Source organism: Micromonospora andamanensis (assembly GCF_016863495.1).
Taxonomy (GTDB): Bacteria; Actinomycetota; Actinomycetes; order Mycobacteriales; family Micromonosporaceae; genus Micromonospora; species Micromonospora andamanensis.
Genome location: NZ_BOOZ01000044.1, coordinates 39,447 through 60,400, shown reverse-complemented (window position 1 = coordinate 60,400; position 20,954 = coordinate 39,447). Strand labels below are relative to the sequence as shown.

Annotated in this window: 20 protein-coding genes and 1 pseudogene; 9 read left to right on the top strand and 12 right to left on the bottom strand. The window is 72.4% G+C overall.

Going from position 1 to position 20,954, the window contains the following annotated elements:
• Positions 1-301: 301 nt before the first annotated feature.
• From Van01_RS26820 to Van01_RS26805, 4 genes are all read left to right on the top strand, one after another.
• Positions 302-793, top strand: a complete 492-nt coding sequence (locus Van01_RS26820; RefSeq protein ID WP_204013237.1) for a hypothetical protein — start codon at positions 302-304, stop codon at positions 791-793.
• A gap of 142 nt (positions 794-935) precedes the next feature.
• Positions 936-1,550: a class F sortase gene (locus tag Van01_RS26815; RefSeq protein ID WP_204013235.1), complete on the top strand. Its 615-nt coding sequence runs from the start codon at positions 936-938 to the stop codon at positions 1,548-1,550.
• Between the two features lie 66 nt (positions 1,551-1,616).
• Positions 1,617-2,096 carry a hypothetical protein gene (locus tag Van01_RS26810; protein WP_204013233.1) on the top strand — a complete coding sequence of 160 codons (480 nt, stop codon included), beginning with the start codon at positions 1,617-1,619 and terminating at the stop codon, positions 2,094-2,096.
• Between the two features lie 87 nt (positions 2,097-2,183).
• The gene (locus tag Van01_RS26805) at positions 2,184-2,603 is read left to right on the top strand and encodes a YchJ family protein (protein WP_239099323.1); all 420 of its coding nucleotides are present in this window, start codon (positions 2,184-2,186) and stop codon (positions 2,601-2,603) included.
• A gap of 4 nt (positions 2,604-2,607) precedes the next feature.
• On the opposite strand, the gene Van01_RS26800 is transcribed toward Van01_RS26805, so the two are convergent.
• The 3 genes and pseudogenes from Van01_RS26800 to Van01_RS26790 form a co-directional block, all read right to left on the bottom strand.
• On the bottom strand, positions 2,608-3,942 hold the full coding sequence (locus Van01_RS26800) for an MFS transporter (RefSeq protein ID WP_204013245.1): 1,335 nt from the start codon (positions 3,940-3,942) through the stop codon (positions 2,608-2,610).
• A gap of 529 nt (positions 3,943-4,471) precedes the next feature.
• Positions 4,472-5,197: pseudogene (locus Van01_RS33255) on the bottom strand (mechanosensitive ion channel family protein); the annotation flags it as partial.
• Between the two features lie 170 nt (positions 5,198-5,367).
• Positions 5,368-5,973 carry a lytic polysaccharide monooxygenase auxiliary activity family 9 protein gene (locus tag Van01_RS26790; protein ID WP_239099322.1) on the bottom strand — a complete coding sequence of 202 codons (606 nt, stop codon included), beginning with the start codon at positions 5,971-5,973 and terminating at the stop codon, positions 5,368-5,370.
• A 427-nt stretch (positions 5,974-6,400) separates the two neighbouring features.
• Between Van01_RS26790 and Van01_RS26785 the strand changes: the two genes are divergently transcribed.
• Positions 6,401-7,609, top strand: coding sequence for an RNA polymerase sigma factor (locus Van01_RS26785; protein WP_239099321.1), 1,209 nt, complete (start codon positions 6,401-6,403; stop codon positions 7,607-7,609).
• 21 nt (positions 7,610-7,630) lie between these two features.
• Here the strand turns inward: Van01_RS26785 and Van01_RS26780 are convergent, their stop codons facing one another.
• Complete coding sequence (locus tag Van01_RS26780) at positions 7,631-7,990, bottom strand: YciI family protein (RefSeq protein WP_099845733.1); 360 nt, start codon at positions 7,988-7,990, stop codon at positions 7,631-7,633.
• Between the two features lie 159 nt (positions 7,991-8,149).
• Between Van01_RS26780 and Van01_RS26775 the strand changes: the two genes are divergently transcribed.
• A complete protein-coding gene (locus Van01_RS26775) occupies positions 8,150-9,724 on the top strand; it encodes an FMN-binding glutamate synthase family protein (protein ID WP_204013222.1) in 1,575 nt (524 codons plus the stop codon).
• 108 nt (positions 9,725-9,832) lie between these two features.
• On the opposite strand, the gene Van01_RS26770 is transcribed toward Van01_RS26775, so the two are convergent.
• Together Van01_RS26770 and Van01_RS26765 are read right to left on the bottom strand one after the other, a co-directional pair.
• A complete protein-coding gene (locus Van01_RS26770) occupies positions 9,833-10,531 on the bottom strand; it encodes a hypothetical protein (RefSeq protein WP_204013219.1) in 699 nt (232 codons plus the stop codon).
• 163 nt (positions 10,532-10,694) lie between these two features.
• A complete protein-coding gene (locus tag Van01_RS26765; protein ID WP_204013216.1) occupies positions 10,695-12,020 on the bottom strand; it encodes a hypothetical protein in 1,326 nt (441 codons plus the stop codon).
• A gap of 153 nt (positions 12,021-12,173) precedes the next feature.
• Between Van01_RS26765 and Van01_RS26760 the strand changes: the two genes are divergently transcribed.
• The 3 genes from Van01_RS26760 to Van01_RS26750 are packed head-to-tail and all read left to right on the top strand — an operon-like array spanning position 12,174 to position 14,430.
• A complete protein-coding gene (locus Van01_RS26760) occupies positions 12,174-12,890 on the top strand; it encodes a FadR/GntR family transcriptional regulator (protein WP_204013213.1) in 717 nt (238 codons plus the stop codon).
• On the top strand, positions 12,887-13,714 hold the full coding sequence (locus Van01_RS26755) for a sterol desaturase family protein (protein WP_204013210.1): 828 nt from the start codon (positions 12,887-12,889) through the stop codon (positions 13,712-13,714). The genes Van01_RS26760 and Van01_RS26755 overlap by 4 nt, the downstream gene beginning before the upstream one ends.
• Positions 13,711-14,430, top strand: coding sequence for a lysoplasmalogenase (locus Van01_RS26750; protein ID WP_239099320.1), 720 nt, complete (start codon positions 13,711-13,713; stop codon positions 14,428-14,430). Before Van01_RS26755 ends, Van01_RS26750 begins: the two co-directional genes overlap by 4 nt.
• Here the strand turns inward: Van01_RS26750 and Van01_RS26745 are convergent.
• The 6 genes from Van01_RS26745 to dgoD all read right to left on the bottom strand — a co-directional run bounded on the left by Van01_RS26745 (position 14,366) and on the right by dgoD (position 20,951).
• Positions 14,366-16,195 (bottom strand): AMP-dependent synthetase/ligase, encoded by a 1,830-nt coding sequence (locus tag Van01_RS26745; RefSeq protein WP_204013208.1) that lies wholly within the window; start codon positions 16,193-16,195, stop codon positions 14,366-14,368. The two genes, Van01_RS26750 and Van01_RS26745, sit on opposite strands and share 65 nt — an antisense overlap.
• A 239-nt stretch (positions 16,196-16,434) precedes the next feature.
• Complete coding sequence (locus tag Van01_RS26740) at positions 16,435-16,962, bottom strand: gluconokinase (RefSeq protein WP_204013206.1); 528 nt, start codon at positions 16,960-16,962, stop codon at positions 16,435-16,437.
• A complete protein-coding gene (gene manD, locus Van01_RS26735; RefSeq protein WP_204013204.1) occupies positions 16,952-18,181 on the bottom strand; it encodes a D-mannonate dehydratase ManD in 1,230 nt (409 codons plus the stop codon). Before manD ends, Van01_RS26740 begins: the two co-directional genes overlap by 11 nt.
• A gap of 27 nt (positions 18,182-18,208) precedes the next feature.
• A complete protein-coding gene (locus Van01_RS26730; RefSeq protein ID WP_204013202.1) occupies positions 18,209-19,168 on the bottom strand; it encodes a sugar kinase in 960 nt (319 codons plus the stop codon).
• Positions 19,165-19,800: a bifunctional 4-hydroxy-2-oxoglutarate aldolase/2-dehydro-3-deoxy-phosphogluconate aldolase gene (locus tag Van01_RS26725; protein WP_239099319.1), complete on the bottom strand. Its 636-nt coding sequence runs from the start codon at positions 19,798-19,800 to the stop codon at positions 19,165-19,167. The genes Van01_RS26730 and Van01_RS26725 overlap by 4 nt, the downstream gene beginning before the upstream one ends.
• A gap of 2 nt (positions 19,801-19,802) precedes the next feature.
• Entirely contained in the window at positions 19,803-20,951 is a 1,149-nt protein-coding gene (gene dgoD, locus Van01_RS26720) for a galactonate dehydratase (protein ID WP_204013198.1), read from the bottom strand.
• Positions 20,952-20,954: the final 3 nt, after the last annotated feature.

Here is a 20,954-nt window from a genome sequence, read left to right as displayed (position 1 = left end):
GGAGCCGGGCACGGCGGGCCACACCCCCAACAACGCCCACAACGAAGGCCCACAGCCCGAATCGAGCACCCACACCCCGGGCACCCCAGCTCACGACCCCGGAGGCCGGACACGGCAGACCCGCCCCTTCGGCGACGCCTGCGGCGTCCGGGGTGACACGGGATGGCAACGAGGATTTCTCATTTTCACCGGATCGGGTCCCAAGCCCACCTAGTGTTGGGCACACCGGTGCTAGTCACGGAGTTGGCCACCCGAACGACGTCCCACGCAGTCAGCGGACGAAAAGTGAGGGAAGACGCGTATGAAGGCAACAAGAGTTCTCATACCGGCGGCAGGCGGCATCGCTCTCGGCGCGCTGTTGCTGCCCGGCACCGCGCTGGCCGACACGACAGTGTCGCCGTCGACCACACCTGTCGGCGGAACCGTCGTACTGACCGCGACGACCTGCAACCCGAAATCAGGCGACGCGATCTTCCGGGTCACCGGGCCTGACCGCGACCAGAACGTGCGGTCCACGACCGCCGCGGCCGGTGGCGGGCTGAGCGCGGAACTGTTCACCGCCGGGTTCACCCTCGGCACCTACACGGTTGCCGCCACCTGCGGTGACGGTACGCCGGACGGCAGTGCGACCTTCACGGTCACCCCGATCGGCGGTGCCGAGGCGGGGGGCCGTGACGGCGGCGACGGTGCCGGAACCCTGGCCACCGGCGCGACTCTGCTGGCCACCGCGCTCGGCGGTGCCGTCATTCTGGCCCGGCGGCGTCGCCACGCCGTCATCGCCGCAACCCACTGATCGCGCGGCTCACCCCATCCATCCTGCGGCGGGTGCCCGTACCGTGCTCCACGGTGCGGGCACCCGAGGTGGCGCCGGCGGGCGGAGTCCCGACGCCGCGTCCTCGCCCCGCCACCGCGGGTACCGGCGAACGGAGGTTCCCGTGCGGGCGTACCACCTGGGCAGAGTCCTGGTCGCGGTGCTCGCGGTGGCCGGTCTCGCGCTCGTCGGCACGGGTGTGACGCGGCTACCGGCACAACCACCTCAACCGGACGGGGTGGGGGTTCCGCACCGGACGGTGCCCGCGCCGAACCTGTCGCCGCTGCCCCGGGCCACCCCCGTCGAGGTACGGATCCCCGCCATCGAGGTACACGCGCCGCTGGTTGCTGTGGCCGCCGACGACGCCGGGGCGCTGGAGGTGCCGCCGCTGGACCGCCCGGCTGTGGCGGGCTGGTACCGACCCGGGGTCAGCCCGGGCGAGACCGGCAACGCGGTGCTCGTGGGTCACGTGGACTCCCCCGACGGGCCGGCCGTCTTCTTCCACCTGGGACAGCTACGTCCCGGCGACACCATCGACGTCGTCCGGAGCGACACCCGGGTGGTCCGCTTCGCCGTGGACGGCGTCGAGGCGTACCCGAAGGACCGTTTCCCCACCGACCTGGTCTACGGCCCGGGAGAGGTGGCCGGGCTCCGCCTGATCACCTGCGGCGGCCGGTTCGACCAGCACGACGGCGGATATGTCGACAACGTCGTCGTGTTCGCCACCCGGGCAGGGTGACAGGGCGTTTGACCGTCGGGGCGTCGGGAAGACCCGTCGCCCACGGCCGATTCGCAAGGAGCGACGATGGCGCAGGCAGCACGGGCCAGCAGGCGGACCAGCGCGGACAAGGGTGGCCCGCAGCCACGGAAGGTGGCGGCGAAGAAGGTCGCCACGGCGGCGAAGCGGGCCAGCGGGGCCACTGCCGCGAAGACACCGGAGACGAAGCCCACCCCGACGACGTCCCGGGTGGCCCGCAAGAAGGCTGTCTCCGCCACCGCCACCCCGGCTCGCCGGCCCACCGCCAGGGCCACGGCGGCGAAGAAGGCCGCCCCGGTCAAGAAGGCAGCCGCCAAGAAGGCACCGGCGAAGAAGGCGGCGAAGGCCACCGGCACGAGCGGACCGGCCGGGAAGGCCACAACTACGAAACGGGCACCCACGAGGAAGACCTCGGCCACCCAGGCCGCTGCCTCCCGGTCCCGCTCCGCCGGCCCGGCAGCGACGAAGCGGGCCACCACCATGGAGTCGTTCGGCAACCGTCGGGGGGCCCGCGGCGCAGCCCGCTGATCGGCGCCGGTCGGCGGTCGCGTCGACAGGAGACAGCGAGGCCGCCCCGGTGGCCGTGGCCGACGCCACGACCGGAAGGATGGCGAGGTGGCCAAGCGAGACAGACGGACAGCCGGCGGGGCCGAGGTGACCGGGACGTGCCCGTGCGGGCAGGGCCTGCCTTACGCGGACTGCTGCGGGCGGCTGCATCGGGGCGAAGCCGACGCGCCGACAGCCGAGGCGCTGATGCGGTCCCGGTACGCGGCCTTCGCCGTGGGCGACCCGGACTACCTGCTGCGCAGCTGGCACTCCCGCACCCGGCCACCACGGCTGCACCTCGATCCCGCCCAGCGTTGGACCCGGCTGGAGGTGCTCGACACCGACGGCGGTGGTCTCTTCGACAGCACCGGCAGCGTGCAGTTCCGCGCCCACTACCGGGAGGGACGCGAGCCGGGCACGGTGTCCGAGCGCAGCCGCTTCGTCCGCGAGAACGGCCGTTGGGCCTACCTGGACGACGATCCCGGCTGAGCCGTCATCCCACCGGCGCCGCCCGCGCCGGCGTGCGCGGTCTCCGCTCGCCGGTCGGCCGGATCGCCAGTACCGCCGCGATCAGCAGGTACGGCACGGCAGCTACCGCGAACGCCACCCGGTTACCGGCCACGGTGGCGACCAGACCGTACCCGGCGTACACGACGATGATCGTCAGGTCGGTGCCCATCCCGGCGAGCGAGGTGACAGTGGCCCGGGCGGGTCCGGCGATCCGGGTCTGGAGCCGGGCGTCGGCCAGCACCGTGGCCAGTTGCAGGCCGCAGAAGGCCACCGCCACCAGAGCGAAGGCGGCCGGGTGTCCGGCCAGTGCGCCCCCGGCCAGCGCCAGCGCCGAGCCGGCCAGCAGGAGCGCGTAGCCACGGGTGCCGAACCGCTGCCCGACCGGGGCGAGCAGGCCCCCGACGATCTGCCCGACCGTGACGATCAGGAGCAGCAGCGGCACACTTGTCAACGCGACTCCGGTGTCGCGGGCCAGCAGCGGCGTGTACTCGTCAAGTGCGCCCCAGACGGCGCTGACGCCCGCGACGAGCAGCACCGCCCGGCGCACCGGCCGGTCACCGCGAGCTTCGGCGATTCCCGCCCGAAGCCCCTGCCACCAGCCGAGCTCGTCCCCGTCCGGATCGGCGACCGCGCCGGTGTCCGCCGATCCACTCCCCACGGTTGGTGCCGCCCTACCCACCACGGGCAGGTCGGGGCGCCGCTTCGTCGAGAGGGCGGGCCGGCGGTCCTCGGGGAAGCGCACGGCGACGGCCGCGGCGAGCAGGCAGGCAGCGACGCTTGCCGCGCCGACCGCCGGGTAGCCGCCGAACCCGAGCACCGGGGCAGCGAGCACTATCGACCCGAGCACCGCCACGGTGCCGGCCGTGCGCGCCCGGCCGATGACGCGGGCGTACCGGTCGGCGGCACCGAGCCTGTCGAGTTCGTCGAAGACCAGGGCCTCCGTCGCGCCGGAGGCGAGTGCGCCGCCCGCGCCCCAGAGGACGAACCCGGCCGCGAACGCCGGATAGGACGGTGCGAGGGTCCAGAGGGCGAAGCCGGCGGCGGTGCACAGGGGTGCGAGGCAGAGCATCCGTCGCCGGGAGGTCGCGTCGGCCCAGGCGCCGGAGGGCACCTCTAGCACGATGCTGGCCAGCGACCAGATGACGAACAACGAGGAGATCTGCCCGACCGACAGGCCGGTGTCGGCGAAGAGCAGCGCGTACACCGGGTACAGCAGCACCAGGTCGGTGAGGAACGCGTACGCGTAGAGCGTGCCGGCCAAGCGGCGGGCACGCGGCGAGGTCGGGGTCATCGGGGCCTTTCCGGTGGGACGGGTCATGGACACCTGTGTCACGGTGTCCATGGCGGCCCACGGCCTCGGATGACGGATCAATGTCGCCAGGTCATGCCGTGATGCTAACCCTCACTCGGCGATCTCGGTGAGCTGGACCCGGCCGGGGCGGAACGGGACCGCCGTTGGTCCCGTTCCGCCCCGGTGCTCAGCGCTGCTCGCCGGTCTTTGGCAGCACGATCGTCGAATCGCTGTCGGCGGAGTCGCGTTGCACCGGCACCTGCGCAGAGTTCGGCACCACCTGGGTGGCGTCCGGGTCGCTCGCCAGCGACGCCGAGGACTCCGGCCCGGTCTGTGGAGTGGCCGGGTCCTGACGCGGCAGCGGAGTGGTCGCGTCGGGGTCGATGGCGGGTGCGGTGACGACCTGCGTCGCCTCCGGGTCGTCCCCGGTGACCGGCGAGCCGGCGGCGGTCGGTGCGGTGCGGTCAGCCGGCTCGCCGGCCACCGGCTGGATGGTGCTGGACTCGGCGGTGGCCGGCGCGAACGCGGACGCGCCGGCATCCGACGCGGGGTACGGGTCGACGGGCGGCTCGGCGGTGTCGCGGCGGCCGGCGGAGTAGGCCCGGGCGTGCTCGGCGATGGTCCGCGACTCCTGCTCGGCCCGGGCGAGCCAGGACTCCCACCGGCTCTGCATCGGACGGACAAGTCCCCCGCCGACGCCGACCACCAGGATGCCGCCGATGGTGGCGAGCACCGCGATCAGCACCGGCGTGGTCACCGCGGTGGCGACGCCGATCTGGTTGAGCGCGGCGATGATGCCGAGACCGAGAATGAACGCCGAGGCTACGGTGGCCAGCAGCCGCCCGTAGGACAGCCCGCCCAGCGCGCCGGAGATGATGTCCTTCACCGCGCTCGCGATGGCCGCGGCGACCACCACGATGACGATCGCCACGAAGGCACGCGGCAACCAGGCGATGACCCCGCCAATCAGGTCGGAGATCGGGTTCGGCCCCCAGACCCCGAAGGCCAGGTAGAGGGTGAGCAGCAGAATCCCGTAGTAGGCGAGCCTAGCGACGATGTCGCTGGCGTCGTAGCGGGACCGGGCCAGGGCTCGACGGATGCCGCCGCGTTCCACCGCGCGGTCGAAGCCGACCCGTTCGAGCAGTCGGTTCACCAGCTTCAGCGCGGCCTTGGCGATCAGCCAGCCGACCACCAGGATCGCCACGAAGGCGAGCGCCTTGGGCAGGAAGAGAAGTATCGAGCGGAGGGTATCCCCCACCGCGTCGCCGAAATTGTCTCGCATCGGATGGTCCTTCACAGAGGGGGCGGGTGGTTCGTCCGGCCCGACCTACCCGGACACACCGGAACAGAAACACCGCCCCGTCGACGCGCCCGTCTGCCATCGAACAGCACTCCGACCCAGGACGGCAGGTCCTGGGTCGGAGTGCTGGGACGGGTTGTCGAGCTTGTCGATCAGACGAAGTTCACGTCACTGCACCACATGTACGCCTGGTCGAGGTGCGAAGCCTGCCAGATGACGAAGACGATGTGGCGTCCGGTGTAGCCGGAGGTCGAGACGTTGAACGAGATGTTCTGCGCAGGCGCGTACCTGCCGGTCTGCGTGATGAAGTCGAGGTTGCCCCAGCCGAGCTGCTGGGTGGTGGGGTCGAACCCCTGCTTGCTGACGTAGACGCGGAAGTAGTCGGCGCCGTGGCTGGCCTGGTCGTACAGCTGGACGGTGAAGTTGCGACTCACGTTCGTCGCCCGCCACGCGCCAGGCTGGTTCAGGCTGTTGTTCCGGGACAGGCCGTTGCTGCACAGCTGCCCGTCTGGGGTGCGGCCCTGGAAGTTCCCGCCCAGCCCGTCGCGCAGCGCGCTCATCCAGTTCCACATGGTGTCGGGATTCGCCTGGAACGCCTGCCAACACATGGGGTCCTGCTGCTGCATGGCCGGATTCGTGTGCTGGCTGCCCCAGCTCTGCCAGCATTGGTAGGCGCGGGAGGCCGGGTTGATGATGGTGCCGTGGGCCTGGACCGGGCTGCTCCAGGGCAGCACGCCGACCATCATCGCGAGCAGCACGGCAAGCACCCGAAGGGGCTGGCGAACGGCCGGCCGGGATCGCCTGCCGGTCTGATCGGGCCTGCTTGAAGGCATGGTGCGTCCTCCGTTTCTTCGGCGGTGTCGGTGTGGGAGCGCTTCCAACCACAGACAAGCATCGGTCTGGATAAATGTCAACAATGATCTATTTTGGTATTGGTGTGTGCCGAGTTGGTCGGAGTCGGGGCTAAGGCCGACATTGCGGCATCTACCTGGGACGACGGGGCGTCCAACGGCCTGAACCTCGGCCGATCGACGCGCCGGATCGAAACTTTCGGTGGTTGACACCGCCCGACCCTGACTGCGGCGGCAGCCCGGTCTCGAGGTACCCGCGGCACACACCACATTGACAGCCGGCAACCGGGACGGGCGGACGCAGCAGCGCCCGCCGGTGTTGCAGGCTGGGGCGGTGGACGACGTGGCGGATCTGCTCGACCGGCTCTGGCGGACGGACGCGGTTGGGATGCTCGGTGCGCTCAGCCGACGGCTCGGTGACTTCGACCGGGCCGAGGAGGCGCTGTCGGACGCGCTGTCCGAGGCTCTCAAGCGCTGGCCCGAGGAGGGTGTGCCGGGCAGCCCCACAGGTTGGCTGGTCACCACGGGTTGGCGCAAGGCGCTGGATCGGCTGCGCCGCGAGAGGGTCGGACGCGACAAGGCCACGCTTGTGGCGACGGAGCCACCCCGCGAGCCGGGCGTGGACGATCGACTGGCCACGATCTTCGCCTGCTGTCACCCGGCTCTGGCCGAACCGTCCCGGGTCGCGCTCACCCTCTACGCCGCCAGCGGCCTCAGCGCAGCCGAGATCGCCGCCGCGTTCCTCGTACCCCAGCCGACGATGGCGCAGCGGCTGTCCCGGGCGAAGCGGCAGCTACGCGAGCTCGGCATCCGGTTCGAGGTGCCGGCGCCTGACGAGTACGCCGACCGGCTGCCGGCCGTACTCGCGGTGATCTATCTGGTGTTCAACGAGGGCTACCTGTCCAGCGGCCGGTCCACCCAGCGGCGCGAGCTCGCCCGGGAGGGAGTCGAGCTGGCCGGTCAGCTCGCCGGGTTGCTGCCCGCCGAACCCGAGGCCGCCGGGCTGGCCGCGCTGCTGGAGCTGCACCAGGCCCGGGCCGCGGCACGGTTCGACTCCTGGGGGCGGATCGTGCTGCTCGACAAGCAGGATCGGCGGCTGTGGGACCGGGCGGCGATCGAGCGGGCGGCGCTGCGGTTACGGGCGGCGGTACGCCAGGGCCGGCCCGGGCCGTACCAGTTGCAGGCCGGCATCGCCGCGCTGCACGCCCTGGCCGGATCGTACGAGGCCACCAACTGGACCGAGGTTCGCGCGCTGTACGACAGGTTGTACGCGGTGAACCCGTCGCCCGTGGTGCTGCTGAACCGCGCGGTGGCCACCCGGTTCACGCTCGGCGCGTCCACGGCGCTGACCGAGGTGGACGCGCTGGCGGACCGGCTCGCCGGTTACCACCTGTGGCACGCCACCCGGGCCGACCTGCTTGTCACTCTCGACCGGCCGGCCGAGGCACTGGTGGCGGCGGAGCGGGCGCTGGAGCTGGCGACGAACCCGGCCGAACGGGAGCTGATGTCCCGCCGGGTGGGTGAGCTGAGGCACCGGCCGTGAGACCGGTGCCCCGCCGCACCGCTATTCGCGGCTCATCACCGGACGGATCTCCACGGCGCTCATCCCCGCGCCGAGTGGCCAGGTGGCCGCGACCCTGGTGGCCTCGTCGAGGTCGTCGCACTCCAGGATGACGATCCCGCCGATGATCTCCTTGAGTTCCAGGTACGGCCCGTCGGTGATGACCGGCTGGCCGTTCCCGCCGGCGCGTACCGTCTTCGCCGTGGTCCGAGGCTCCAACTCGGCACCACCATCGGCGATCTTGCCGGCCGGCTGCCACCGCTCGTACCACGCGTAGACCTGCTTCATCAGGTCCTCCTCGTCGGCCGGGGACAGGGCGGTCCACTCACGGTCATCGCCGAAGATCAGCATCGCGTACCTCATCGTCGCTCCTCATCGTGGGAAGGGTCATCGTCCAGGTGACGAACGGCGGGCACCCGTCCTCGACACGGTCCACCGGAATTTTCGCGCACCTCGGTGAACCGGCCCTGAGCTGCGCGGTCAGGACGTTTGACCGGCGCCGGTGGCGGAAAGTGTGGCGGGATGAGATGGGCCCGTCACGCCGTACCCGCCGCCGTCACCGCCCTCGCCGCGCTCGCCGCCCGTGACCTGCTGCAACGCGAGCACGCGTTGCGACGAAACTTCCCGCTCCTGGGTCGGGCCCGCTACCTGCTCGAATCACTCGGGCCGGAACTGCGGCAGTACATCGTGGCCGGCAACAACGAGGAGCGGCCGTTCACCCGGGACCAGCGCCGCTGGGTGTACGCCTCGGCGAAGCGGCAGAACAACTACTTCGGGTTCGGCACCGACAACGACATCGAGTACACCCCCGGATATCCGATCATCAAGCACCGCACCTTCGGCCGAGCGGTACCTGCGTCGACGCCGACGATCGGGCACGAGGTGCGGCTGCCGTCGGCGAAGGTGCTCGGGGCGGCCCGGCGTCGCGCCCACGCGTTCCGCCCCGAATCCGTGGTGACCATCTCGGGGATGAGTTTCGGCTCCCTGTCCGGTCCCGCCGTGGAGGCGTTGAACCGTGGCGCGGCGATCGCCGGCTGCCTGCACAACACCGGTGAGGGCGGGCTGTCGCCGTACCACCGCCACGGCGGCGAGCTGATCCTGCAACTCGGCACCGCCTACTTCGGCTGCCGCGACGATCGGGGCCGGTTCGACCTCGCCCGACTCAAGGACGTGGTGGCCGGCGCACCGGTACGCGCACTGGAGATCAAGCTGAGCCAGGGTGCCAAGCCCAGCCTGGGCGGCCTGCTGCCGGCGGCGAAGGTGTCGGCGGAGATCGCCGCGACCCGGGGCATCCCGACCGGCCGGGACTGCGTCAGCCCGTCGCGGCACGCGGAGTTCTCCGACTGCGACAGCCTGCTCGACTGGGTGGAACTCCTGGCCGCCGAGACCGGCCTGCCGGTCGGCATCAAGTCCGCAGTGGGCGACCTCGACTTCTGGACCGAGCTGGCCGACCTGATGCGCGACACCGACCGGGGCGTCGACTTCGTCACCGTCGACGGCGGCGAGGGCGGCACCGGCGCGGCACCGCTGATCTTCACCGACTCCGTGTCGCTGCCGTTCCAGCAGGGCTTCGCCCGGATCTACCCCATCTTCGCCGAACGTGACCTGCACGAGCAGGTCGTCTTCATCGGCTCGGGCAAGCTCGGCCTGCCCGACAACGCGGTGGTCGCGTTCGCGCTCGGCTGCGACATGGTGGCCGTCGGCCGGGAGGCGATGCTGGCGATCGGCTGCATCCAGGCGCAGAAATGCCACACCGACACCTGCCCCACCGGAGTGGCCACCCAGAACGCCTGGCTGGCCCGAGGGCTGGACCCGGCATCGAAGGCCGTCCGAGCGGCGCACTACATCAAGACGCTGCGACGGGACCTGACGAAGGTCGCCGAGGCGTGCGGGGTGGAGCATCCGGGGCTCATCGATACCGACGCCGTGGAGATTCTCGGCGGACGGACAAGCGCCACCCCGCTGCGCGAGGTGTACGGGTACCGCCCGGGCTGGGGTCTACCGTCGGCGGCCGACCGCCAGGCGGTGGTGAAGCTGATGTCCACCGAGGCACCCCAGGGCGGCAGCGCTCCCCCCTCGCCTACCGCCCAGCGCTGAGACCCACCGTCCCGGCGGGTCAGCCCGACCCTTCGGCGGCCGTTCCGTGAGCCGCAGCGCGCGGGTCGGCCGGGGCCGACCCGCGCGCGTCCGTGCCGTCCGGACGGATCAGCCGCAGGCGACGCCCTCGGCGGCGGCTACCCCCACCGGCCCGGTCAGAGCCGGTGGCCCGGCGGGTCGTACCTGTCGCGCCGGAGCCGTGGACGGGGTGATCCGGACCGACGGTGCCGGCCGCCAGAGCAGGTTGATCGTGACTCCGTCAGGACGCGACAGACGGTGCCGGACCCGGTAGCCGAGTCGCCGGTAGAGGCGGATGTCGTCGGGGCCGTGCACCTCCGCGTAGCTGGGCAGGCCGAGATTGTCCATGTACCGGTGACTGCCGGCGAGGACAGCGGCGGCCTGACCGGCCCGGTCGGCATCCGGGGGTGCGGCGAGGAAGGCGAGGTGGTTGTGCGCCTCGACGGGACGCCGCGCGGCGAGGATGTGATCGACCCGGCGGAAGCGCACGGCATGTTCGCCGCTGGCGTCGTCGAGCCGCTCGTCGTAGCGAGGTGGCGGCGGGATCGGGCGATAGCGGTGGAACCAGACGGTGGCGGCGGTCCCGTCCTTGAGCAGGAACGCGTCGCCGAACAGCAGGGCGTGCTCGGTCCAGATGCGGGCCACGGCGGCGATCACGGCCGGGCGTCGGCGCTTGTCGGGTACGAGCCACGCGCCGAGGGCGGTCGGGACGATCGTGGCGGTGAGCAGGTCGACGATCCAGTCGAGGTCGCACCATCGGGCACGGTTGACCGGCAGGGTGACGTGCATGGGTACTCCTGGTTGGGCGTGAGGTCGCGAGGATGGTGTCGAGGCCGGCACCGCGAGGCTGTGCGGGCGGGCCGGGGACGGTCGGCGGGGTACGGCCGACGTCAGGTGTCGCGCCACGAGGCCACTACCGCCGTGGCGGCACGGGCGGTGGCGGGCGCTGCGGTCAAGCCGGTCGGCTGCCCGGGCGCGGCGAGCGGGAGGGCCGGTGCCGGGTGGGCGGCAGCCGGGTCAACCGGCTACTGACCGCAGGCGGCGACCAACCGGCCGCCGCCGTGTCGGCCGAGCCGCTGTGCGAGATCGGGGTCTGCTCGGCGCCGCTTGTCCCCGGTGCCGGCGACAGGGGCGGCTGCCCCGACGGACGTTCGGCCTGCCGGTCCCGGTCGTGCTGTCCCCCGGCCTCGATGGATCGTGACAACGATGCTGGCGAGCCGCGGTGCCCGTGCCTGGTGATCTGGTCGGCGGAGCGGACCAGCCGCGCGGTGTCCTGGCCGGGGTGGGCCCGGACCGGTGCGACCGGCGGCACCGGGTCGACTCCCGCTCCCGGTGGCTCGACGGGATCCGGCTCGGGCTGGGTGCCCGGATCGGCAGGCGTCGGCACCGGGGCGGGCTGGGGTGGACCGTCGGCTGGTGGCAGCACGTCGAGCACCGGTTCCAGCAGGTCGAGGATCGGGGCCAGGACAGGATCCAAACCACCCACGACGGAGTCGAGCGACCCGGAGCCCAGGAGTTCCTCGAGGACGGCGAGCAGCGGGTCGGTGAGGGGCCCCGCGGCAGCGACCACGGCGGCCACCTCGTCGCGTACCGCCTCGGGTAGTGGCTCGAGCAGTCGTGCCACCGTCTCCGCGGACCGGTCGTGCGGGCTCGGTGCCGGTGGCCCGGCCACCCGGTCGGCTGGCGGCGCCTGATCCGCCCGGTCGGGAGCAGCCCGAGGTGACGCCGGGTGCGAGGGTGCCGGGCCCGACGTGGTCGGATCGGTCGACAGTGGAGCGCTCCCGGCCGGGGTTGTCGCGACAGGCGGTGACGCGGTGTCCTGCGGCGGCTGCCCACCGGCAGGCGCCGGCAGTTCGGCCGGGCCGGCGGCGGGAGGTCCGGGCTGGCCCCCCGGCGGCGCCTGGTCGGCCGGCCCCGCCGGCACCTGTCGCCCGGGCGGCTCCGCAGGCGCGTCACCCGTCGGTGGTGGCGCGGGCGCGGGCCGCCCCGGGCGCTCGTCGGACGAGGGCGGTCGCGGCGGATCGGCCACCTGCGGAGGGGGCGGTGCGACGGGTTCCGGGGCGGGCCGATTCGCGGCGAGCACGGGCGTGAGCAGGTCCCGGACGAGGTCGGCGGTGCGGGTCACAGGGCCGTCCTGGGTGGCCGCCGGCGGCTTCTCGGCGGCCCGGGCCGGAGCCGCCGACGCGGCGTCATAGGCGCACCAGGCGGCCCCGGCGAGCACGGTCAGGAAACCCAGGCGCAGGACCGCGCGAACGAGGCCACGCCGTCGTCTCGTCACCGACGCCTCCCGTGCCCGTCCGCCACCCGCTGCCAACGCACCCTAACTCACCGCGACGGTCCGGTCACGAGTCGCCGGGCGTGTCGATATCGAGCGTCGCCTACTGGTCCAACCAGTTGACGGGTTGATATGTGCTGGGCCACACTGCCCGGCATGGCATTCGTCCCCGTCACCCGGGCCTCCGTCGCCGACCTGGTCTTCGGGCAGCTGCGCGACGCCATCGTCAGCGGCACCTACCGCACCGACGACACCCTGCCCGGTGAGCGCGAATTGGCCGCGACCTTCCAGGTGAACCGGCACGCGGTACGGGAGGCGCTGGGTCGGTTGCAGCAACTCGGCCTGGTCCGGGTCAGCCAGGGCGGGGCCACCCGGGTGTTGGACTGGCGGGTGCACGCCGGCCTGGACCTGGCGCTGTCCCTTGTCCGCTCCGGCGACGTCCTGCCGGTCACGACCCTGGTGCGCGACATGATGGACATGCGGGCCTGCATCGGCGTGGACGCGGCCCGTCTCTGCGCCCGCCGGGCCGACGACGCGACGCGCCGGCGGATCGTCCGCGCGGTCGAGGAGTTCGCCGACCTCGCGCCCGACCTGACCGCGATGGGCGAGGCCAACATCGCCGTGTGGCGGCTCATCCTGGACGGCTGTGGCAACACCGCGTACCTGCTGGCCTTCAACAGCCTGGTGGCCGGCGCGCTGGCGGTGGCCGAGGTGCCGCCGCAGCGACGCGCCACCGAACTGCTCGACGTCGCCGGGCACCGCCGGCTGGCCTCGGCCGTCGCCGACGGCCGGGACGTCGAGGCCGCCGAACAGGCCCGCTCGCTGCTCACCGCCGCGCTCGCCGCCCCGACCAGAAAGGACAGCCGGGCATGATCCCCGCCGTGCTCTACGCCATCCCCGCGTTCCTCCTGCTCATCACCGTCGAGGCGCTGTCGTACCGGTTCGCGCCCGACGACGCCGAGCGGGGCTACGAGGCCCGGGACACCGCCACCAGCCTGACCATGGGCGCCGGCAGCCAGGTCATCGGTGTGCCCTGGAAGCTGCTCACGGTCGGTCTGTACGCCGCCGCCTACACCATCTCGCCGTGGCAACTCTCCCCCGGCGACTGGTGGGTCTGGGTGCTGCTGTTCTTCGCCGACGACTTCGCCTACTACTGGTTCCACCGGGCGCACCACGAGGTCCGGCTCCTGTGGGCGGGGCACGTGGTGCACCACTCAAGCGTGTTCTTCAACTTCTCCACGGCGCTGCGGCAGAGCTGGACACCCATGACGTCCCTGCCCTTCTGGCTGGGCCTGGCCCTGCTCGGCATCCCTCCGTGGATGATCTTCCTTCAGCAGTCGATAAGTCTGCTCTACCAGTTCTTCCTGCACACCGAGCGGGTCAACCTGCTGCCCCGACCTGTCGAGCTGGTGTTCAACACCCCGTCGCACCACCGGGTCCATCACGGCTCGAACGCCGATTACCTGGACCGCAACTACGGCGGCATCCTGATCATCTGGGACCGGCTCTTCGGGACCTTTCAGGCCGAGGGAGACCCGGTCCGGTACGGCCTGACCAAGAACATCGCCACCTACAACCCGCTGCGGGTGGCGACCCACGAGTACGCGGCGATCTGGCGGGACCTGCGTACCGCCAGGTCCTGGCGGGAACGGCTCGGGTATCTGCTGGGCCGCCCGGGCTGGCAGCCGGCCCGGTGAACACCGCGACCGGCGCCGACCCGAGGCGACGACCCGCTGTCGTACGGTGGCCGGACCGGGACGCGGCATTGCTCTGGGCATTCGCCGTCGTGGCGGCCGTCGAACTGGTAGCCGTCGCCACCGACGTGCCCGCGGCGCAGTGGTTGGCCAAGCCGCTGCTGGCGCCGCTGTTGCTGGCCTGGCTCTGGCAGGTCCACGCGGCCGACCGGCCGATCGCCGTGGGTCTGGTCCTCGCCACCGCCGGGGACGTCGCGTTGCTGATCCCGTCGGACACCGCGTTCCTGGTCGGGATGGGCTGCTTCCTCGGCACCCAGGTCGCGTTCAGCACCGCCTTCATCGGTCACCGCCGGCCCCGACCGGCGGCGGTGGCCGGCTACCTGACGCTGTGGGCGGTGGCGAACGCACTGCTCTGGCCCCGACTGGGCGACCTGCGGCTACCGGTGCTCGGGTACAGCCTGGCGCTGAGCCTGATGGCGGCGACCGCCACCGCCGTCGGCCGGCGGGTCGCGGCCGGCGGTGCGCTGTTCCTCTTCTCGGACCTGCTGATCGGGCTCGGCGCGGGCGGTACCCGGCTGCCCGGGCACGACGTGCTGGTGATGGCGACCTACAGCGCCGCGCTCTTCATGATCAGCATCGGCTGGGCGGCGCGCGCTAGTGACCGTGGTAGAGGGCGGCGACCTCGTCGGCGAAGTGGTCCCGCACGGCCTCCCGCTTGATCTTGAGAGTGGGGGTGAGTTCCCCGTCGGCCTCGGTGACATCCCGGTGCAGGATCCGAAAGGTCTTAACCTGCTCGGCCCGGGAGACGCTCCGGTTGGCCCGGTCGATCGCGACCTGGATCTCCCCCCGCAGCCTCGGGTCGTCCCGCGCCGCCGACACCGACGCACCGGGGAGCCCGTGCTGCTCCCGCCAGCGCGTCCACGCCTGCGGGTCCACTGTGACAAGTGCGGCGACGTACGGGCGGCCGTCGGCGACCAGCATCACCTGGCTGACAAGTGGATGCGCGCGGATCCGCTCCTCGATGGGTGCCGGCGCGACGTTCTTACCGGCGGCCGTGACCATGATCTCCTTGGTCCGGCCGGTGATCCGCAGAAAACCGTCATCGTCGATCCTGCCGAGATCGCCGGTGCGCAGCCACCCGTCCTCGGTCAACGCCGCCCGGGTGGCCTCCGGGTTGTGCCAGTAGCCACCGAAGACCACCTCGCCCCGGGCGTGGACCTCGCCGTCGTCGGCGAGCCGGATCCGGACCCCCGGCAGTGGCCGTCCGACAGTGCCGATCCGCATCGCCGTCGGCAGGTTCGCGGTCAGCGCCGGCGAGGTCTCGGTCAACCCGTACCCCTCCAGTACCGTGATGCCCGCCCCCCGGAAGAAGTGCCCCAGCCGCTCCCCCAGCGGCGCGCCGCCCACGATCGCCATCCGGCACCGCCCGCCGAGCGCGGCGCGCAACCGGCGGTACGCGGCGAACTCGAACACCAGGTGCGCCAGGCGGAGCAGTCTTCCGGGCCCATGCGCAGTGTCCAGCGCGCGGCTGTACCGCACGGCAACCCACTCGGCGAGACCGAACAGCCATCCCCGGTGTGCGTCCTCGGCGGTCTGGCGGGCCTGGTCGTGCATCTTCTCGAACATCCGGGGCACGGCGAGGATGAAGGTGGGCCGGAACCGGCGCAACTGGTCGAGCACCCCGGAGATGTCGGCGCTGTGCACCATCGTCGCCCGGGTGTGCACCATGCCGACCTGGATCAGCCGGGCGAAGGCGTGCGCCAGCGGCAGGAACAGCACAGTCATCGCACCCGGATGCAGGAGCTGGGGCAGCACCGCCGTGGCGTTGCCGATGTCCGCGGAGAGGTTTCGGTGGGCCAGGACGCAGCCCTTCGGTGGCCCGGTGGTGCCGCTGGTGTAGACGATCGTGGCGATGTCGTCGCCGGTCACCGCGGCCCGGCGAGCGTCCACCTCGGCCACGTCGACGGCACGGCCCTGCGCCACCAGCTCGATGAGCTCGCCGGCATCGATGCGCCAGGTCTGCCGCAACTCGGGCAGCTCCGACCGCAGCGCGGCCACGCTGACGGCGTGGTCGGCGGTCTCCAGTACGCAACCGACCGCACCGGAGTCGCCGAGCATCCAGCCGATCTGTTCGTCGCTGGAGGTGTCGTAGATCGGCACGGTCACCGCACCTATCGACCAGAGGGCGTAGTCGACAAGCGTCCACTCGTACCGGGTGCGGCTGAGCAGACCGACCCGGTCGCCGTGCGCGACACCGGCGGCGACGAGACCACGGGCCACCGCCAGCACGTCGTCGCGGAACTGCCGGCAGGTCACCGGCAGGGCGCCGCCCCGACCGGAGCGGCGGACCGGCCACGACCGGGGGTCCGGGTCGGGCCGCACGAACTGCACCGCGTCCGGATCCTCATCCGCGTTGCGCCACACCCGCTCCGCCAGGCTGCCGTCGTCACCACTGACGATCGGCTCGACCGCTGTCTCCCGCACGCCCGCCCACCTGCCGTCGCGTCACCGCCAACCGTTCCCGGCCAACGCCCCAGATGGTCACCCGTCACCCCCCTCCCCACCCCCAAAACCCCCAAACCCACCCCCAACCCCACCCCCCCGTGCTACCCACCCCACCCCCACCCCGTCGATCTTGCACTTTCGGTCGCCGAAGTACCCCTTTCACGAAAAGTGCAAGATCGACGCGCGCTGGGTGGCGCGCTGGGTGGGGTGGGGTGGGGTCAGGGGTGGTGGGGGAGGTTTAGGTGGTTGACGGTTTTGGTGATCAGGTCGTCGGTGGACAGTCGCAGGTCCAGGACGAGGGCCTGTTCGTCGGGGCTGAGCGGCTCCAGGGTGGCGGTCTGGGAATCGAGCAGGCTCGCCGGCATGTAGTGGCCGGCGCGCAACGCCAGCCGCTCCCGGATGACCTCGGTCGGCCCGGCCAGGTGCACGAAGTCGACGGCCGGCGGCCCCTGCCGCAGCACGTCCCGGTACGAGCGCCGCAGCGCCGAGCAGGCCAGCACCGTCGACACGCCCTCCCGGTGACGGGCGGTCATCCAGTCGGCAAGGGCACGCAGCCACGGCCAGCGGGCCGCGTCGTCCAGGGGTACGCCGGCCCGCATCCGGGCCACGTTGGCCGCCGAGTGGAACTCGTCGGCCTCGGCGAAGGTCAGCCCGGTGACGGCGGCGACTCCCCGGGCCACAGTCGTCTTCCCGGCACCTGACACACCCATCACCACCACGTGCCGGGTCGCCGGTTCACCAGTCATGGACGGTGCCGTCCTGGAGCCGGTTGAACGGCAGGTACGCCGGCTGGTACGGGAACCGGGCAGCCGCCTCCTCGTCCAACTCGACGCCGATACCCGGCTGCTCACCCGGGTGCAGGTAGCCGTCGGTGAAGCTGAACGACTGACGGAACACCTCGTTGGTGAGCGACCCGTGCCGCATGTACTCCTGGATGCCGAAGTTGTGGATGGCCAGGTCCAGGTGCAGGGCGGCGGCCATGCCGACCGGCGAGATGTCGGTCGGCCCGTGGATACCGGACTTGATCTGGTACTGCGCGGCGAAGTCGAGCAGCTTACGCATCGCGGTGATGCCACCGGTGTGGGTGACTGCCGAGCGGACGTAGTCGATCAACTGTTCCCGGATCAGGGTCTGGTAGTCCCAGACGGTGTTGAAGACCTCGCCGATGGCCAGCGGCGTGGTGGTGTGCTGGCGGACCAGCCGCAGCGCCTCCTGGTTCTCCGCCGGGGTGCAGTCCTCCAGCCAGAACAGGTCGTACGGTTCGAGGGCCTTGCCCAGCTTGGCGGCCTGGATCGGGGTCATCCGGTGGTGGCCGTCGTGCAGCAGCGGCAGCTCCGGCCCGAACTCGTTGCGGACCGCCTCGAAGACGCCGGGCAGGTGACGCAGGTACGCCCGGGTGTCCCAGTCCTCCTCGGCCGGCAGCGGGGTGCGCTGCGCCGGCTCGTAGTCGTACCGCTTGCCGTCGGTGCTGGGCTGCGCGGCGACCCCGTACACGGCGTTGATGCCGGGCACCGACGTCTGCACCCGGATCGACCGGTAGCCCTGGTCCAGGTGCGCCCGGATCGAGTCGAACAACTCCGGCAGGTCCCGCCCCGAGGCGTGACCGTACGCCATGATGCCGGTCCGGGACGCGCCGCCGAGCAGCTGGTAGAGCGGCATGCCCGCGGCCTTGGCCTTGATGTCCCAGAGCGCCACGTCGACCGCGGCGATGGCGGCCATGGTGACCGGTCCGCGCCGCCAGTACGCCGAGCGGTACAGGAACTGCCAGGCGTCCTCGATGCGGTGCGCGTCCCGCCCGATCAGCAGCGGAACGACGTGGTCACGCAGGTACGAGGCGACCGAGAGTTCCCGCCCGTTGAGGGTGCCGTCGCCCAGGCCGGTGATGCCATCCTCGGTTGTGATCTTCAAGGTGACGAAGTTGCGGTCCGGACTGGAGACGATGACGTCCGCAGCGACGATCTTCACGAGGGGTGCCTTTCTCGCAGGTGTTGCTCAGCGAAGGGTGGTGCCGGCGGCGCTGCCGGTGATCAGGGACAACTCGTCGCGGCGGGGCAGGCCCTCCCAGTCGCCGTGGCCGGCGACCGCGAACGCCCCGAGCGCCACCGCGCGCCGGAGCCGGTCGGTCAGGTCCAGCCCGTCGAGATGCCCGGAAAGGTAGCCGGCGGTGAACGCGTCACCCGCACCGACGGTGTCGACGGCGGTGACCGGCACCGCCGGGACCTGCTCCACCCCGTCGGCGGTCCAGGCGCGGGCGCCGTCGGCGCCGAGCTTGACAAGCACCGTCGACACGCCCCGCCGGAGCAGGTCGGTGGCGACGGCGCGCTCGTCGGCCCCGGCCCCGGCGACCAGGTCCAGCTCGTCGGTGGAGGCGACGACGACCGAGGCGTACCCGGCCAGTGGGGTCAGCGTCGCCCGGGCGTCCGCCCGGGACCACAGGCCGGCCCGGTAGTTGACGTCCAGGCTGACCGGGATGCCGGACTCGGCCGCCGCGCGTACCGCCCAGGTCACCGCGTCCCGCGCGCTGGCGGACAGGGCCGGGGTGATGCCGCTCAGGTGCAGCAGGCGGGCACCCGCGGCGAGCGGTGCGCGCAGGTCGTCGACGTCGAGCGCCGCGCCCGCCGATCCGGCCCGGTGGTAGCGCACCCGGGACACGTCGGCGGTCCGCCGCTCCAGGAACATCAGCCCGGTCGGGCGCTGCGGGTCCCGCCGCACGTCGGTGGTGTCGACGCCCTCGGCGCGCAGCTGCCGCAGCACGAACTCGCCAAGCTCGTCGTCGCTGACCCGGCCCGCCCAGGCCGCCCGGTGTCCGAGTCGGGCCAGGCCGATCGCCACGTTGGACTCGGCGCCGGCCAGGTGCATGCTCAACGGCCCGCCGGCGGCCAGCGGACCGGAGGACCGCAGCGACACGAGCGCCTCGCCGACGGTGAGCAGATCCCGCTGCCGCTCGGTCATGACAGTGCTCCCCGCACCGCGTCACGGTATCGGCGGGCGCGGTCGCGCAACGCGTCGAGGTCGCCGCCCGAGGCCGCGTCACCCACCAGCGGGCCGCCGACGCCCACCGCGATCGCCCCGGCCGCCAGGTAGCCGGGCAGCTCGGCCAGGCCCACCCCGCCGACCGCGACGAACGGGATGTCCGGGAACGGGTCACGGACCGCCTTGAGGTAGCCGGGGCCACCGACCGAGGCCGGGAAGAGCTTGACCACGCTCGCCCCGGACCGCACCGCCGCGTACGCCTCGGTCGGGGTCAGCGCGCCGGCCGCGACCGGCAGGCCCCGCCGAGCCGCCTCGGCTATCGACTCGACCACGGCGGGCGTCACCACGAACTGCGCGCCGGCCGCCGCCACGTCGGCCACGTCCGACCCGGTGAGCACCGTGCCGGCACCGACGAGCGTGTCCGCCGGGGCGTCGGCCCGGATGGCCGCGATGGCGTCGAGCGCGCCCGGGGTGGTCAGCGCCACCTCCACCACGCGTACGCCCTCGGCCAGCAGCGCCGTGCCGGCGGCGATGGTGGCGGCGGTGTCGGTGCCCCGGATGATGGCCAGCAGCCGGGTCTCGGCGAGTTCGGCGGCGAGATCCAAGGTCATGGTCACCACTCCGCGTACGCGCCGTCGGGGTGCCGGAAGGTGGGGCTGCGCCACGCGTGGCCGCGCTTGTCGGCCGCGCGTACCGCCTGCTCGTCGATCTCGATGCCCAGCCCCGGCGCGGTGAGGCGCTGCACGTACCCGTCGACGAAGGACAGCGGCTGCTGATCGACGCAGTAGTCGAGCACCTCGGCGCCGAGGTTGTAGTGGATGCCGATGCTCTGCTCCTGGATCAGGTAGTTCGGGGTGGCGAAGCCGACCTGGAGGCAGGCGGCCAGCGCGATCGGTCCGAGCGGGCAGTGCGGGGCGAGTTGCACGTCGTACACCTCGGCCAGCGCGGCGATCTTGCGTACCTCGGTGATGCCGCCGGCGTGCGCGAGGTCCGGCTGGGCCACCGCGATGCCGGCTTGGAGGACCGGCAGGAACTCCTGCCGGCTGTAGAGCCGTTCCCCTGTCGAGACCGGAGTGGTGGTGGCCCGGACGAGTTCGCCGATCAGGTGGGAGTTCTCCGGCACCACCGGCTCCTCCAGGAACAACGGCCGGTACGGCTCGAGCAGCGGCGCGACCCGGCGCGCGTTAGCCAGGGTGAAGCGGCCGTGGAAGTCGACCGCCACGTCCCGGTGCTCGCCGAGCACCTCCCGGGCGGCGGCGACCCGCCGCACCACCGCGTCGAGTTCGGCGACGGAGGCGAGCGGGCTCATCCGACCGGAGGCGTTCATCTTCACCGCGGTGAGGCCGGCCTCCACCCGGCCCGCGATCTGGTCGCGGACCTCGTCGGGCTCGTCGCCGCCGACCCAGCCGTAGACCCGGATGCGGTCCCGCACCGGTCCGCCGAGCAGTTGGTGCACGGGCGCGCCGTACCGCTTGCCGGCGATGTCCCACAGCGCCTGGTCCAGACCGGAGACGGCGCTGGCCAGGATCGGGCCGCCCCGGTAGAAGGACGCCTTGGTCAGCACCTGCCAGTGATCCTCGATCCGCAGCGCGTCCCGGCCGATCAGCAGCTCGCTGAGCTGCTCGACGGCGGTGCGTACGGTCTCGGAGCGGCCCTCGCAGGTCGCCTCGCCCCAGCCGACGATCCCGTCGTCGGTCTCCACCCGGACGAAGAGCCAGCGCGGTGCGACGAGGAAGGTCTCGACGCGAGCGATGGTGGTCATGAT